This window comes from Microcoleus sp. AR_TQ3_B6 (genome assembly GCF_036702785.1).
GTDB lineage: Bacteria > Cyanobacteriota > Cyanobacteriia > Cyanobacteriales > Microcoleaceae > Microcoleus.
Window position 1 is genome coordinate 18,148 of record NZ_JAUBVJ010000091.1, and the last position, 14,081, is coordinate 32,228.

The window sequence follows — 14,081 nt, forward strand, 5'->3', positions numbered from 1 at the left end:
ATTCTATGAGAAAACCACAAACTGTTAAAGCTTTGGAAGATCTCGGACGGGTTCAACTCTCTAAGAGTTTTTTCATGCGTGAGTTTCTTTATTCAGAAATTTCTCAAATTGAAGGTATCCCTAACATTCCTAGCGATCCTGATTTGGCGATCGCAGCCGGAAAGAATTTGTGTGAGAGGGTGCTTGAACCAATTCAAGATGCGCTTGGTCGAATTAGTATCCGCTCAGCCTATCGTTCTTGTGCGGTGAACGCCAAAGGAGCAGAGAATAAAAATCAGTACAACTGTGCCAGTAATGAGTCCAACTATGCACAACATATCTGGGACGTAAAAGATTCAGAGGGGTATATGGGAGCAACAGTATGTATTATTGTTACATCATTCATCCCTTACTATGAACGCACTCAAGATTGGACAGCATTGGCATGGTGGATACATGACCACATTGATGCTTATGCAGAAATGACCTTTTTCCCAAACTATGCAGCGTTCAACATTCGGTGGAGCGAGAATCCTAATGTTTCAAAAGTAATTTATAGCTACGTAAAAAACCCGCACACTGGTAAGAATAGCGGGTATCTGACCAAGGAGGGGATGGATAATTTCTTAGGTTTGCACGAGCAGTTTTACCAAGAACTTATCAATCGCTGACTAAACATCTTTTTGAACTTCTATGCGATAGTTGTAGCCCTGTTCGGTGAGGAAGAGTTGGCGGTGTCGCGCAAAATCTTCCTCGCAAGTTTGTAGCGATACTAATGTATAAAAACTCGCAGTATGTCCGTCGGATTTCGGGCGGAGAATTCGTCCGAGGCGCTGCGCTTCTTCTTGGCGAGAACCATACTTTCCCGATACTTGAATTAAGACATCGGCATCGGGTAAATCGACGGCAAAATTGCCCACGCGAGATAGAATTAATCCGGGAATTTCTTTGTGACGGAATGCTTCGTATAATCGATCGCGCTCAGCCTGTTTTGTCTTCCCGGTAATCAGAGGCAAATTGGTAATTTTGGCGATCGCATCCAACTGTTCCAGAAACTCACCAATAATTAAAATCCGATGTCCCGCCTCCTTTTGCAACAAACTTTGCACCATATCCAACTTACCCGGATTTTCAGCAGCAATCCGAAACTGGTTGCGGCGGGGCGCTAGGGCATATTCCATTTTTTGCGCCTCATTTTGGGCGATGCGGATTTCCGTACAATTAGCAGTAGCAATAAATCCCTGTCCTTCCAATTCGCGCCAAGGTACGTCATAGCGCTTGGGCCCAATCAGCGTGAACACATCCCCTTCTTTCCCGTCTTCGCGAATCAATGTCGCAGTTAAACCTAACCTGCGTCGTGCTTGTAATTCAGCGGTAATCCGAAATATCGGTGCAGGTAATAGATGGACTTCATCATAAATAATCAGTCCCCACGATTGGGCGTTAAACAACTCGAAATGCGGGAATTCATCATCTTTATTCGATCGATAACTTAGCATTTGGTAAGTCGATAGGGTGACAGCAGCCGTCTGTTTGGTGACACTGCTGTACTCAGCGATCGCATCCTCAGTTAAACTCGTTTTGTCTAAAATTTCCCTGCGCCACTGGTGCACTGAAGTCAAACTGCTGGTGAGGATGAGTGTCTTTTGCTTTACCAAACTCATCGCTAACATCCCGACTATGGTTTTACCAGCCCCGCACGGTAGGACGATCGTCCCACTTCCACCTTTTACCTCCCCGTCCTGATAGAATGCCTCTGCTGCTTCTTGTTGATAAGCACGCAACTTAAAGGGCAAATCAGTTAAAGTACGATCGCGCAAAGAAATCCCTAATTCGGCACCCTCGACATATCCAGCCAAATCTTCTGCCGGATAGCCCACCGCTAGTAAAGCTTGCTTGAGTACGCCGCGATTCCCGGCATCGACTTGAAAGCAAAGATCCGAGATGCGCTTGCCCAACATTGGTTTAACGCGATCGTCCCGTACCAGCAATTCCGCTAGGGGAAAATCGGCAATTCGCAGTTGTAAATCGGGGCGACGCGCATCGATTCTTTCAATTACAGTTAATCCATACCGCGCCCCCAACAGTTCAATTTCCTGCGCTACAGACTCAGGAATGGGATACTTGGCATACTTTCGCAAAGCGGAGATCGCGTCTTCAACTGGCATTCCCGCCGCCCGTGCATTCCACACGCTGAGGGGCGTGATGCGATAGGTGTGGATGTGTTCGGGACTTTTGATTAATTCGGCAAAGGGGGCGATCGCTTCTCGCGCCTGTTGTGCTGTGGGAGCGTGAACTTCTAGTAAGATCGATCGATCGCTTTGCACGATCAAAGCATTTTCGGGAACATAATTCATAGGTTGTTGCGATCGCAGATAATATCAATTCCGGTTGCACCGTCAGGTGATGGTTGACTGTTGACTGTTGACTGTTGACTGTTGACTGTTGACTGTTGACTGTTGACTGATGACAATCTAAAATCTCCAATCGATTGACTGTTGATAATCTACAATCTACAATCTACAATCGATTGAGTGTTGACTGATGAAAATCTAAAATCTAAAATCTAAAATCTAAAATCGATGGATCTTACTATTTATCCCGCTGGGGTAAGACGTAGCCGATCTGCCGCAGGGCGTTGCGAAACTTAGTTTCCTGGGATAATGGAACTGCTAAAGTGCTAGCGCCAGCTAGCTGACAGAATTTTTTGGTACGGGAATCATTGGCAATCAACACAGCTAAATGGGGGTTAGCACATTCGATTAACTTGACAGTTCCTGCATCTTGCAAACTATTCGATCGTTCTGTAACATCCGTCAGAAATTGCTGTACGGTTTCGGGTAGCGGTTCGATACTTCTTGTCTCTAAAACTTCTTTAAATTCTGCTAGCGGGTATCCCGCTTCAATGGCGGTAAATAGCTTTTGTCGATCGAGTTGCCAGACGACATCTGAAACTTTTTTAGCATAGAGATCGAGGACGATCGCATCTGATGTCGCGATCCCTTCTCCTGCTACAACAATATCTAAATTGGGCAGTACGCGGAGTGTTTGACAGAACTCAATTGCTGGCGGGGTGTAATTGTGAGTCAATCCCAAACAGTAAGCCCCCAAAGCTGTCAGGCGAAAAGACATTAAGCCGTCGTAGCGGCTGAGAAATCTCAAATCGTCCGTACCCCAAAGATCCTCAAAATCGCTGGGTACGAGGGACGGATCGACATAGGCAACATCAATTATTCCCAGGGTAGCAACATACTCAAACAACAGGCAGCGCATATATCTTTCTTGCAGGATATGCCAATCGTGACTGCCGGAATATCCTAAGTTACCATACCCAAATTCAGAAATATAGAGACTGTCGGGATCGCGCGTTACTTCAAACCGATTCCCCGTTGCCAACATATACCTGCTAAATTCGCTAAACAGAATCCATTTACCGACGGGACATTCTGCTAGCCTTGAGGCGATCGCCTCTCTCCGCCCCGCCACCGCTGTCATGCCGCGCGCGCCCTTGCCGGTTTGTCCTTTAATCGCATCAATGCGGCGAAATTCATCAAAAGTGTTTGTTTTTAACCAGCGCTTCCATGCTGTCTGTAATCCTTTGGCAGGAGATTCTTGCAAAGCTTTCTGTCCCGCTTTGGTCAAAACTAGCTTTTTGCCCGATTGTTCGGCGAATTTGCTCGCTTGGGCGATCGCGGCCCAAGCAAAGGATTTGATATTACCAACCTCGTAGAATATATCGCCCTTTTCCAAGGTAGCTTGGCGCTGTTCGTCGTTATAAAAATCACCCCCTTGCAATACGGCGGCGATCGCTTTCAGAGTTGCGGCACCAGGTAATGCGGTTTTCTCACTAACGGCAACTTTGCCCGACTGAATCAGACGCAAAACTGCTTCCAAATCCTTTGGGGCTGCCCGTTCCATTTCAAAAATGGTCAAGGGAAGTACGTACTCGTATACCTCTTTTTTTGATGTACGAAAGTTATATTTTTCTACACTAATCATAAAATTATCTGGCAGTACATCGCCAACCAGATTTAAGGAAGTTGCTTGAGGTTTTGGCACAAACTTCAGCAATTTTTCTTCAAGATCGTAGGGGATCGCAGTGCCGTAGAAGAACAAGCATAGTAGGGATGGTTCTCGGTTGTATCCATAGCGATCGCTCTTTCCCCAGTTTGGTTCTTGTCCGTATTTCGCCACAAATACATCCGCATCATAGCAACCACCTGACCCATGTATAACTTCCGCTACGGCCGCTTTTTGCAGGTCGTCTAATTGCCCCCAAACTTGCTTAAGTTTTTCTCCCTGCATTTGCTCTTTAATCCCAGCAACCAGGTCAGCTTTGCGGGTTAATTTACGATGGCCCGGCAACAGTGCATTCAGCTTTTTTAAATCTTCAACAATTATTCCTTCGAGTGCCTCTTGGAGGCTAGTAACATCATCTAGGGTTTGGTAACGCGGCATAATTTTTGGCAATTCGCCTGCTGCAAAATTGTTTGTGCTACCCAATATAACAACTTTCCGAAAATTGTAATTTGAATTTTTGTTACAAATTTCCGAATTATGCTTTAATATTTATTGTTAAACCCACGCGATTTTGATCTGATAAATTACAGAAGTAGGCGATATAAAAAAGTCGGAATTACACAACTACTCTAGAACGTAGAGTGCGTCGCGACCAACAATCTCCAAGCAGCTTGAATATCTCGTGGCGAAGCACAGTACAATTAGTCGATCGAAACTGACAGAGTGTAACTGGCGTTTCCTCGTTCTGTACGGACGACTATCTGATATTTTCCCGTATGGGGCAATTCTCCAGACCAGCTTTTTTCTCCTTCAGCTACGGCGTTTGTATTGGGAGCAACCACCTTAAAAACAGCATTTCCCTCAAATGATTGGATCTCAACATTCATAGTTTGACCGAAAGAATCCAGGATACAAGCCCCCGGATTCATCCGTGGAGAAATAAAAAACCTGTATCCGATAAACAAGTCCCCGAATTTATCCGTGGGGTCAATGCTTCAATTCTTTAATCTAAAATCTAAAATCTAAAATCGATTGACCTTCTTTGGCGTTAATCAGATAAATCATGACTTCGCCGCACGCTAAGCTGCTGTGCATCTAATTTGACAGTCAATTTTTCTACAATTCTTGTTGGACGGGCAGGAGAGCCCGTCTATGTATTCAATGCGAGATGCTCCGCAGCTTACTCCTCCTTTTGCTTCCGCTGAACAAGCACCGCGCTTAAACTGAATCTCCTGCGGTTGCTGAGCCATTAAAATCGCCGGTTTTTCCGGGATGGCTGCGGTGGGAACAATGCTGGATACAGCCTTGACTGAAGCCGAAAAAATCGCAGAGGCACTTAAGCCGATTATGAAAATATTTAGCGGTGTTTGAAAGTTTTTGCTGGTTGGTTCATGGGAGTTTAACACTATGAGTGAAAGGGATTTACTTGTATGATTGTAGCTGACTGGCCTTGTCTGAGTGCGATCGCCCTTGCCGATCGACTAATTTTAGCTTTTGCAAACAGTCAATCGATTTGAGATTTGAGATTCGAGATTTTAGATTGAAGCCTAAGATGTGGGATAATTTTGTACGATCGGGACTTACGCATTACTGTAAAGTTGCCTGCGGGCGCCAAAAGTAAGATCGCCCGTCAGGGGTGTTACCAAAAAAATTGCCAGTCCAGGACGCACAAAAACCTTCAGAAACCGGGTTTCTTGACAAAAAACTACGCTTTCAAACAGATTCCCCGACAATAAACCGGGTTTCTGACCAACTGTGCGTAAGTTCTATTTACACAATTCCTAATTATCACAAACCAGACGATATGACTCAAAAGCCAACCGCAACCTACCGCACTGAAAGCGACTCGATGGGAGACAAACAAATCCCATCTAATGTCTACTACGGCATCCAAACCCTGCGCGCTATCGAAAATTTTCCAATCAGCGGCATTAAGCCTTTATCAACATACGTTGATGCTTGTGTTTTAATTAAGAAAGCAACGGCGATCGCCAATGGCAAACTTGGCTGCATTCCCCAAGAAATCAGTCAAGCAATTGTCCAAGCAGCAGATGAAATCCTAGCGGGCAAATTGCGCGATCAATTTGTAGTTGATGTCTACCAAGCAGGCGCCGGAACTTCTCACCACATGAACGTTAATGAAGTTCTTTCAAACCGCGCTTTGGAAATTATGGGCGAGGAAAAAGGTAATTACAAGCGCGTTAGTCCTAACGATCATGTAAACTACGGTCAATCGACAAATGATGTGATTCCAACGGCGATTCGGATCGGCGGATTGTTGGCGTTAGAAAAAACTCTTTTTCCGGCTTTGTGGGATGCCGTAATCGCCTTAGAAAAAAAAGCCGAAGAATTCAAAGATATCGTTAAATCCGGCCGCACTCATATGCAAGATGCTGTGCCGGTTCGACTCGGCGATACCTTCGGCGCTTGGGGGCAAATTCTCAGAGAACATGCCTTGAGAATTGACAGGGCATCCGATGATTTGACCTACCTGGGATTGGGGGGAAGTGCGGCAGGAACAGGGTTAAATACTCACCCTGAATACTGTCAAAAAGTGGCTGATATTCTCTCAGAATTAATCGACCTACCCCTGAAACCAGCAAGGCATTTAATGGCAGCTATGCAGAGTATGGCACCGTTTGTAAATGTGTCCGGTGCACTGCGAAATCTCGCTCAGGATTGCGTTAAAATGTCCCATGACTTGCGTTTGATGGACTCCGGGCCAAAAACGGGTTTGAAAGAAATTCAACTGCCTCCTGTGCAACCCGGTTCGTCAATTATGCCGGGAAAATACAACCCTGTGATGGCAGAAATGACATCGATGGTTTGTTTTCAAGTTATGGGTTACGATAGCGCGATCGCCCTGGCCGCCCAAGCAGGACAATTAGAGTTGAACGTGATGATGCCCCTGATCGCCTACAATCTCATTCACAGCATCGAAATTTTGGGCAATACCATCAGCGCCCTGAGCACCAAATGCCTGGAAAAAATAGAAGCAAAGGGCGATAGGTGTCTCGCTTACGCAGAAGGCAGTCTCGCCCTCGTTACCGCCCTCAACACTCACATCGGCTATCTCAACGCCGCCGCCGTCGCCAAAGAATCTCTAGAAACAGGCAAATCTTTGCGGCAAATTGTGCTAGAAAGGGGTTTAATGAGTGCAGAAGACTTGGCAAAAGTTCTAGATTTAGAGAAAATGAGTGCGATGCCAACATCTTCTGCTAACGTATAGGCGATCGCAGGAATCAGGTAGAAACTAGAATGCTGAACTCGATCTAATTCTGCATTCTGCCTTCTGAATTCTGCCTAAGCCCTGTCAGTGGTAAAAGTTAAACAATTCAGAATTCATTTTTTTTACATTTAATTCTGAATTTTTTTTATAGTCTCAAGTTGGGGAGGAAGATTTATGCGCGCCGGTTCTTTTGCCAAATTAACTCAAGATAGAGAGAACACGACTCAAGTGACATTTCATTATGTGGAAGGTCACGCAGAAACCTTTACAATTCCGATGCCGGCACCAGAATTCCAAGAGGAAGTGCTGCATTTGTTAAATCAACCTTGGTTGACTTTCCATTTAGCCGATCAAACGGTTTTTATCTGCACAGCCAGGGTGGTAAAAGTGGAAGTAAAACCTGCTATCCCTGAACTGCAAGGTCAAGGAGTATTCTCGAACTCGCTGCGAGTTAGTACCATGCAGCGGGCGGCAGTTGGTAGATTGCCAACGAATACTTAAACCGAGTTGCTAGTTATCGGTAAGGGGTAATTGGTAATCGGTAATTAGTAATAGCTGACAAGCGGTAAGGTGCGCAGTGCGCACCCTACATATAGAAGTTATAGGTAAGTCCCCGGAAAAATCCCCAATTCCTCATTCCCCATTTCCCTGAGAAAAAAATTAAAAAGTATGTCTGCTGTTAGTTTAATTCGTGCCAACTCATACGAACGCCACATCTTGCAAGCATCTTTAGAAAATTTGCTCGCACCCTGGGGCGGAATCTCGGCTTTTGTCAAATCGGGCGATCGGGTTTTACTCAAACCCAATCTCCTGACAGGTTCTCGCCCTACAAAAGAATGCGTCACCCGCCCGGAATTAGTTTACTGCGTGGCTAAAATGGTCATTGAAGCGGGAGGAAAACCATTTTTAGGTGATAGTCCAGCTTTTGGTAGCGCCAGGGGTGTAGCCAAAGCCAACGGTTATTTGCCGCTGTTGGAAGAACTGAATTTGCCAGTAGTTGAGTTTCAAGGAAAACGCTACGAAACTGTCAGCGAAGATTTCAATCATCTGCTTCTTAGCAAAGAAGCCATGGCAGCAGATGTAGTGATTAATTTACCAAAACTAAAATCTCACGTTCAATTAACCGTGACAATGGGCGTGAAAAATTTGTTCGGCTGCGTGCCTGGTAAAATGAAGGCTTGGTGGCACATGGAAGCTGGGAAAGATAGCGGCCGATTCGGTGAAATGCTGGTAGAAACTGCCCGGGCAATTAACCCAAATTTGACTATTTTGGATGGCATTATCGGTCACGAAGGTAACGGACCAAGCGGCGGGGAACCTAAGTTTTTGGGAATTTTGGCCGCCTCTGATAATGTGTTTGCTTTGGACAGAACTTTAGTTGAAATTATTAATGCTGAGCCGGGGGCGGTTCCCACTGTAGCTGCGGCGATGAGATTGGGACTTTGCTCGAATTTAGAGGATCTTGATTTTCCGCTTTTGCAGCCGGAAACTCTCCAGGTTTTGGATTGGAAGTTGCCCGAAAGTCTGATGCCGATTGACTTTGGTATGCCACGGGTGATTCAGTCTACTTTCAGGCATTTTTATATCCGGTTTATCAAAGAACGGATGGGGGCTTACGTCCCTCGATAGGAGGCATTCGCCACCGATTTATAAAAATGCGCGCTTGTCAATCACCTTTTGTGCTGAAGATTAAAGAAAAGTTTGGCTTCCTAACTCAACTGGGAGCTAAATTTTTATGTCAAAAAATAGTAGCTGCCGCAACATTTGCGTCTAGGGATAGATGCAATCGCAAATTTTATACTTTGCTTTCGCAAAAAATTTCAGCTGTATTATTTTACTGAAAAGTAAATAAAATTTATTTGGCTGGATCGCAGCCCTGTTTTATAACTTAATTTATACTTAAATTATTGCTGAATTCCTAAATATAGGAAAACTTACTCACAGGCAGAGCGCGGAATGTGAAGTTTTTTTAGCTAAAATGACAAAGCAAATTAAATGAGTTAGCTTAAATGCGATGTAAGCTCAAAACCACCCCCCAGCCATCCTGTTTCCCAAACCTAATAATTTTGGGGCAGTCATCCACTGTATTTCGGATTCCGCAATTGTCACTGGTTAATATTTTTTTTGCAGCATTTAAATCCAAAATCAGTGGTAATTAGTACATCAAGTACCTAAATAAAGAAAACTAAAATGCCAAATCAAAATTGCTTAAGTCCTACCGTCGTCTGTCCTATATCGGGACAGAGTATGAAACCGTGGCTATTGATACCCGGTGATTGGCGCAGACCTGCAAACAAAGAATCATTTCAATTGTACTGGTGCGAAGAGTCACAACTTGGATGCATTCATCCTTTACCAGAACTCAACAAGATCGCCAGCTTCTACGAGATTGACGAGTATTATACTCATTATGCAGACTTTACAAATTCCGAATCTTCCTCTTCTATTTCCTTCTTGGATAGATTCCGCACGCATCTAGCTTGGCGTTTCGATCGCGGAGTAGATCTCACAAGTCAATGGTGGAAGCAACAGTTCGGGACTGCTTCGTGCTCGATCTTAGAAATCGGTTGCGCCAGCGGGAAACGGCTGAAAGAACTGCAAGCAGATGGTCACAAAGTCTGGGGCGTAGAACCCGATCGACAAGCTTTGGCTTTGAGCCAGCAGGGAGGTCTTGATGTATTTTATGGCACTGCTGAATCTTTGCCCCCGGAAGTCAAGTGTAGACAGTACGACATGATTGTGATGAACCACGTACTCGAACATACCAGAGAGCCTTTACTGGCACTCCGCAATGCCATGCAGTTGCTCGTGGATGGTGGCAAATTGGTGATGGAAGTACCAAATAACTCTTGTATAGGGCTGAAGTCATCAGGGATTGCATGGCTGCATCTAGATGTACCAAGACATTTGTATTTCTTCACACCGCAGAGCTTCCGCGCTATCTGTGAAAAAGTGGGATTTGAGATAATTTCTATCGACTTTAATGGCTACTATCGCCAATTTTGTAACTGTGTGATCGATGAGGAAAGAAAAATTTTGAGTGTGTTAGATTCAATGGCAGATCCTCAGATGGTAAAGCCCAAAGAAAATAGTAAACTCCAAGCTTGGAACCTACTGCGAAAAACTATTTTTGCGCCAGACGCCAAAAAATACGATTCGCTCCGGATTGTGGCACAAAAGCCATAGCAAGAGCGAGGTAAAGCCAATAAACTCGGCAAAAGTTCTAGATTTAGAGAAAATGAGTGCGACGCCAACATCTTCTGCTAACGTATAGGCGATCGCAGGAATCAGGTAGAAACTAGAATGCTGAACTCGATCTAATTCTGCATTCTGCCTTCTGAATTCTGCCTAAGCCCTGTCAGTGGTAAAAGTTAAACAATTCAGAATTCATTTTTTTTACATTTAATTCTGAATTTTTTTTATAGTCTCAAGTTGGGGAGGAAGATTTATGCGCGCCGGTTCTTTTGCCAAATTAACTCAAGATAGAGAGAACACGACTCAAGTGACATTTCATTATGTGGAAGGTCACGCAGAAACCTTTACAATTCCGATGCCGGCACCAGAATTCCAAGAGGAAGTGCTGCATTTGTTAAATCAACCTTGGTTGACTTTCCATTTAGCCGATCAAACGGTTTTTATCTGCACAGCCAGGGTGGTAAAAGTGGAAGTAAAACCTGCTATCCCTGAACTGCAAGGTCAAGGAGTATTCTCGAACTCGCTGCGAGTTAGTACCATGCAGCGGGCGGCAGTTGGTAGATTGCCAACGAATACTTAAACCGAGTTGCTAGTTATCGGTAAGGGGTAATTGGTAATCGGTAATTAGTAATAGCTGACAAGCGGTAAGGTGCGCAGTGCGCACCCTACATATAGAAGTTATAGGTAAGTCCCCGGAAAAATCCCCAATTCCTCATTCCCCATTTCCCTGAGAAAAAAATTAAAAAGTATGTCTGCTGTTAGTTTAATTCGTGCCAACTCATACGAACGCCACATCTTGCAAGCATCTTTAGAAAATTTGCTCGCACCCTGGGGCGGAATCTCGGCTTTTGTCAAATCGGGCGATCGGGTTTTACTCAAACCCAATCTCCTGACAGGTTCTCGCCCTACAAAAGAATGCGTCACCCGCCCGGAATTAGTTTACTGCGTGGCTAAAATGGTCATTGAAGCGGGAGGAAAACCATTTTTAGGTGATAGTCCAGCTTTTGGTAGCGCCAGGGGTGTAGCCAAAGCCAACGGTTATTTGCCGCTGTTGGAAGAACTGAATTTGCCAGTAGTTGAGTTTCAAGGAAAACGCTACGAAACTGTCAGCGAAGATTTCAATCATCTGCTTCTTAGCAAAGAAGCCATGGCAGCAGATGTAGTGATTAATTTACCAAAACTAAAATCTCACGTTCAATTAACCGTGACAATGGGCGTGAAAAATTTGTTCGGCTGCGTGCCTGGTAAAATGAAGGCTTGGTGGCACATGGAAGCTGGGAAAGATAGCGGCCGATTCGGTGAAATGCTGGTAGAAACTGCCCGGGCAATTAACCCAAATTTGACTATTTTGGATGGCATTATCGGTCACGAAGGTAACGGACCAAGCGGCGGGGAACCTAAGTTTTTGGGAATTTTGGCCGCCTCTGATAATGTGTTTGCTTTGGACAGAACTTTAGTTGAAATTATTAATGCTGAGCCGGGGGCGGTTCCCACTGTAGCTGCGGCGATGAGATTGGGACTTTGCTCGAATTTAGAGGATCTTGATTTTCCGCTTTTGCAGCCGGAAACTCTCCAGGTTTTGGATTGGAAGTTGCCCGAAAGTCTGATGCCGATTGACTTTGGTATGCCACGGGTGATTCAGTCTACTTTCAGACATTTTTATATCCGGTTTATCAAAGAAAAGTTCAGCCTCAAGGCTTCGCATTAGCGAAGAGAGAAGGGGTAAAATATACAGTCTAAAAACTCGCAAACAGATAGTGAATGGGAGTACGAGCAATCCCCTGATCCGCTTGCCCAGAATAATCTGGACTTACAGTCAGGAAAAGAAGCAGCGCAAGGCGCTCGCAATGGCAGATGGATTGCAGTGCAACAGCACTCCTACCTACTAAGAGTACAAGCATCTCAATCGCAATCCACTGTTTTTCTTTGACACGCGGATTAGTGAGGATATGTTAGCAACAGAAGTTGAGATTGAAATGCGGACTGAAAACCCCTCTCAAGATATGGCTCTGCAGCTGGTATTCTCAGGTCGCCTCATTAAGATGAATCCCCACCAATGTGGTAGTATGTAAAAACAACGAGCTTAGGTGCTGCATACCTCTAGTTGCCCGTTGCCCCCCCTCTAAATCCCTATCAGGGATAACCCACAGAAAAAGAGCCCGTCACGCCTAGATCGTGACGGGCTCTAACTTTCTCTCAATACTGAACTTTTAACGGAACGCTTTTCATTCCCAGCGAAGCTGACAAGCCCAATGCATCCCGATGTACCGGGGACGTTGGCGTCATAGTGGACGCCTAATTCACTCCGAATGCGATCGCCTGAGCCAACTGGATCGGGACTGATGTGAAAGAAGAATCCTTCCACTCCGCGCGTGTCTAACCAATATAGCGCTACGCGCTAACGTTAGGACAGTTTTTAAATGCTGCATCTACACATTCTCTTACAGTTTCAAACTCTTTAAGTCTTTGTCTCATCCATGTTTTTAAGACAGCCCACCAATTCTCAATTTTATTTGGCATCAGGTGAGTAAGGTGGTAAATACCATATTTCACAACCCGCTGACTCGATAATTTCTCGCTCTGTATTCCCCTTTATGAAAACTGGCATTGTCTATAATAATAATGTCTCCTGGTTCTAATTTTGGTAACAAACAATCTTTTAACCAAGTCTCAAATAAGTTTTTATTATATGAGCATTTAAAAGTTAGAGGAGCCAAGATTTTTCCTGATTTTAACGCCGCCAGCTAACTTACTCTTTCTGTTCTTTTGCCAGATCTAAGAGCTTGACATCTTTCCCCTTTCAAGCTATAGCCATAGGGGTAATCTTCTCTACTATCAAATCCAGCTTTATCTACATAAACTTTCCTGTTATTGGCAATTATTTCTAGCTTTTCTCTAAATTCTACTCTTTTTTCTTCATCTCTTTCTTGATAGCCATAGTTTTTTTTTCGAGGAAGTACCTATTTTTTACAAGCATAACTAATATTCTGTTGAGGATCCTCATCACCCCATAATTGTGCCATTTGTTTTTGGGTTGTGTCACGATTTTATCTCAGAAATTCTTCCAACTTTTTTAAGTCCTGAATTTTCGGTCGAGTTCCTACTCCTACAGGCAGACTTGCCTTTACATCTGGTGTTTCTCTTTCTTTTTTCAGCCCGAGATCTAATGTGTTGCGACTAATTTTAAAAAAATGACTTACTTCTACTTTCTTTTCTCCTCTTTTCACGGCTGCAACGGCTTTCGAGCGTAAATCGTAACTATAAGGTGCAGGCCGGGCTATTTTCCACTAACTCTTACTGCATCTTATCATACTTTTGTCCTAACTATAGCGCGTAGCGCTATAAGGCTCGGTCGGTATTTCATACTCTCCAGCCGGAATAGGTCCTTTTCCGCGCGCCCATTGATCGGTCGGTCTTTACCAATCAGGCAGCCCCGAAGTTGCGAGATAATCAGTTATTTCCCCGTTCGGGTAAACAAGTTTCAGACTACCTGTAATAGACATCTCCGAAAAATAAAATAAAGAGTAGGGAGAGATGGTAAAATATCTTTTTTTCGGGGCTGAGCATGAGTTCGCTACTAGAATAGACCTCTTGCGAAAGTGCGCTCGTTCTAGGTAAAATAAAAGAAATAATTAGCTCCCCTAAGATGAATTACGAA

13 protein-coding genes and 1 pseudogene are annotated in these 14,081 nt (G+C 44.4%); 8 read left to right on the forward strand and 6 right to left on the reverse strand.

Features of this window, described 5'->3' with window-relative positions; translation table 11 throughout:
* The first annotated feature begins 5 nt into the window (after positions 1–5).
* Positions 6–650, forward strand: coding sequence for a peptidase M15 (locus QUB56_RS30065; protein ID WP_332960015.1), 645 nt, complete (start codon positions 6–8; stop codon positions 648–650).
* Here the strand turns inward: QUB56_RS30065 and QUB56_RS30070 are convergent, their stop codons facing one another.
* From QUB56_RS30070 to QUB56_RS30085, 4 genes are all read right to left on the reverse strand, one after another.
* Positions 651–2,336 (reverse strand): DNA repair helicase XPB, encoded by a 1,686-nt coding sequence (locus tag QUB56_RS30070; RefSeq protein ID WP_332960016.1) that lies wholly within the window; start codon positions 2,334–2,336, stop codon positions 651–653.
* A gap of 235 nt (positions 2,337–2,571) precedes the next feature.
* Positions 2,572–4,482 (reverse strand): hypothetical protein, encoded by a 1,911-nt coding sequence (locus tag QUB56_RS30075; protein WP_332960017.1) that lies wholly within the window; start codon positions 4,480–4,482, stop codon positions 2,572–2,574.
* A 218-nt stretch (positions 4,483–4,700) separates the two neighbouring features.
* Positions 4,701–4,886, reverse strand: a complete 186-nt coding sequence (locus QUB56_RS30080; protein WP_332960018.1) for a hypothetical protein — start codon at positions 4,884–4,886, stop codon at positions 4,701–4,703.
* Between the two features lie 192 nt (positions 4,887–5,078).
* Positions 5,079–5,405, reverse strand: coding sequence for a hypothetical protein (locus tag QUB56_RS30085; protein ID WP_332960019.1), 327 nt, complete (start codon positions 5,403–5,405; stop codon positions 5,079–5,081).
* 398 nt (positions 5,406–5,803) lie between these two features.
* Between QUB56_RS30085 and QUB56_RS30090 the strand changes: the two genes are divergently transcribed.
* From QUB56_RS30090 to QUB56_RS30120, 7 genes are all read left to right on the forward strand, one after another.
* On the forward strand, positions 5,804–7,228 hold the full coding sequence (locus QUB56_RS30090) for an aspartate ammonia-lyase (protein WP_332960020.1): 1,425 nt from the start codon (positions 5,804–5,806) through the stop codon (positions 7,226–7,228).
* Between the two features lie 174 nt (positions 7,229–7,402).
* Positions 7,403–7,729 carry a hypothetical protein gene (locus QUB56_RS30095; RefSeq protein WP_332960021.1) on the forward strand — a complete coding sequence of 109 codons (327 nt, stop codon included), beginning with the start codon at positions 7,403–7,405 and terminating at the stop codon, positions 7,727–7,729.
* A gap of 168 nt (positions 7,730–7,897) precedes the next feature.
* Positions 7,898–8,857, forward strand: coding sequence for a DUF362 domain-containing protein (locus QUB56_RS30100; RefSeq protein ID WP_332960022.1), 960 nt, complete (start codon positions 7,898–7,900; stop codon positions 8,855–8,857).
* Between the two features lie 618 nt (positions 8,858–9,475).
* Positions 9,476–10,414 carry a class I SAM-dependent methyltransferase gene (locus tag QUB56_RS30105; protein ID WP_332960023.1) on the forward strand — a complete coding sequence of 313 codons (939 nt, stop codon included), beginning with the start codon at positions 9,476–9,478 and terminating at the stop codon, positions 10,412–10,414.
* A 262-nt stretch (positions 10,415–10,676) separates the two neighbouring features.
* Positions 10,677–11,003: a hypothetical protein gene (locus QUB56_RS30110; RefSeq protein ID WP_332960021.1), complete on the forward strand. Its 327-nt coding sequence runs from the start codon at positions 10,677–10,679 to the stop codon at positions 11,001–11,003.
* A 168-nt stretch (positions 11,004–11,171) separates the two neighbouring features.
* Positions 11,172–12,131, forward strand: coding sequence for a DUF362 domain-containing protein (locus QUB56_RS30115; protein ID WP_332960024.1), 960 nt, complete (start codon positions 11,172–11,174; stop codon positions 12,129–12,131).
* A gap of 49 nt (positions 12,132–12,180) precedes the next feature.
* Positions 12,181–12,312 carry a hypothetical protein gene (locus QUB56_RS30120; protein WP_332960025.1) on the forward strand — a complete coding sequence of 44 codons (132 nt, stop codon included), beginning with the start codon at positions 12,181–12,183 and terminating at the stop codon, positions 12,310–12,312.
* A 296-nt stretch (positions 12,313–12,608) separates the two neighbouring features.
* Here QUB56_RS30120 and QUB56_RS30125 read toward each other — a convergent pair whose 3' ends face one another.
* A complete protein-coding gene (locus QUB56_RS30125) occupies positions 12,609–12,788 on the reverse strand; it encodes a hypothetical protein (protein WP_332960026.1) in 180 nt (59 codons plus the stop codon).
* 26 nt (positions 12,789–12,814) lie between these two features.
* Positions 12,815–13,704: pseudogene (locus QUB56_RS30130) on the reverse strand (IS630 family transposase).
* Positions 13,705–14,081 lie beyond the last annotated feature (377 nt).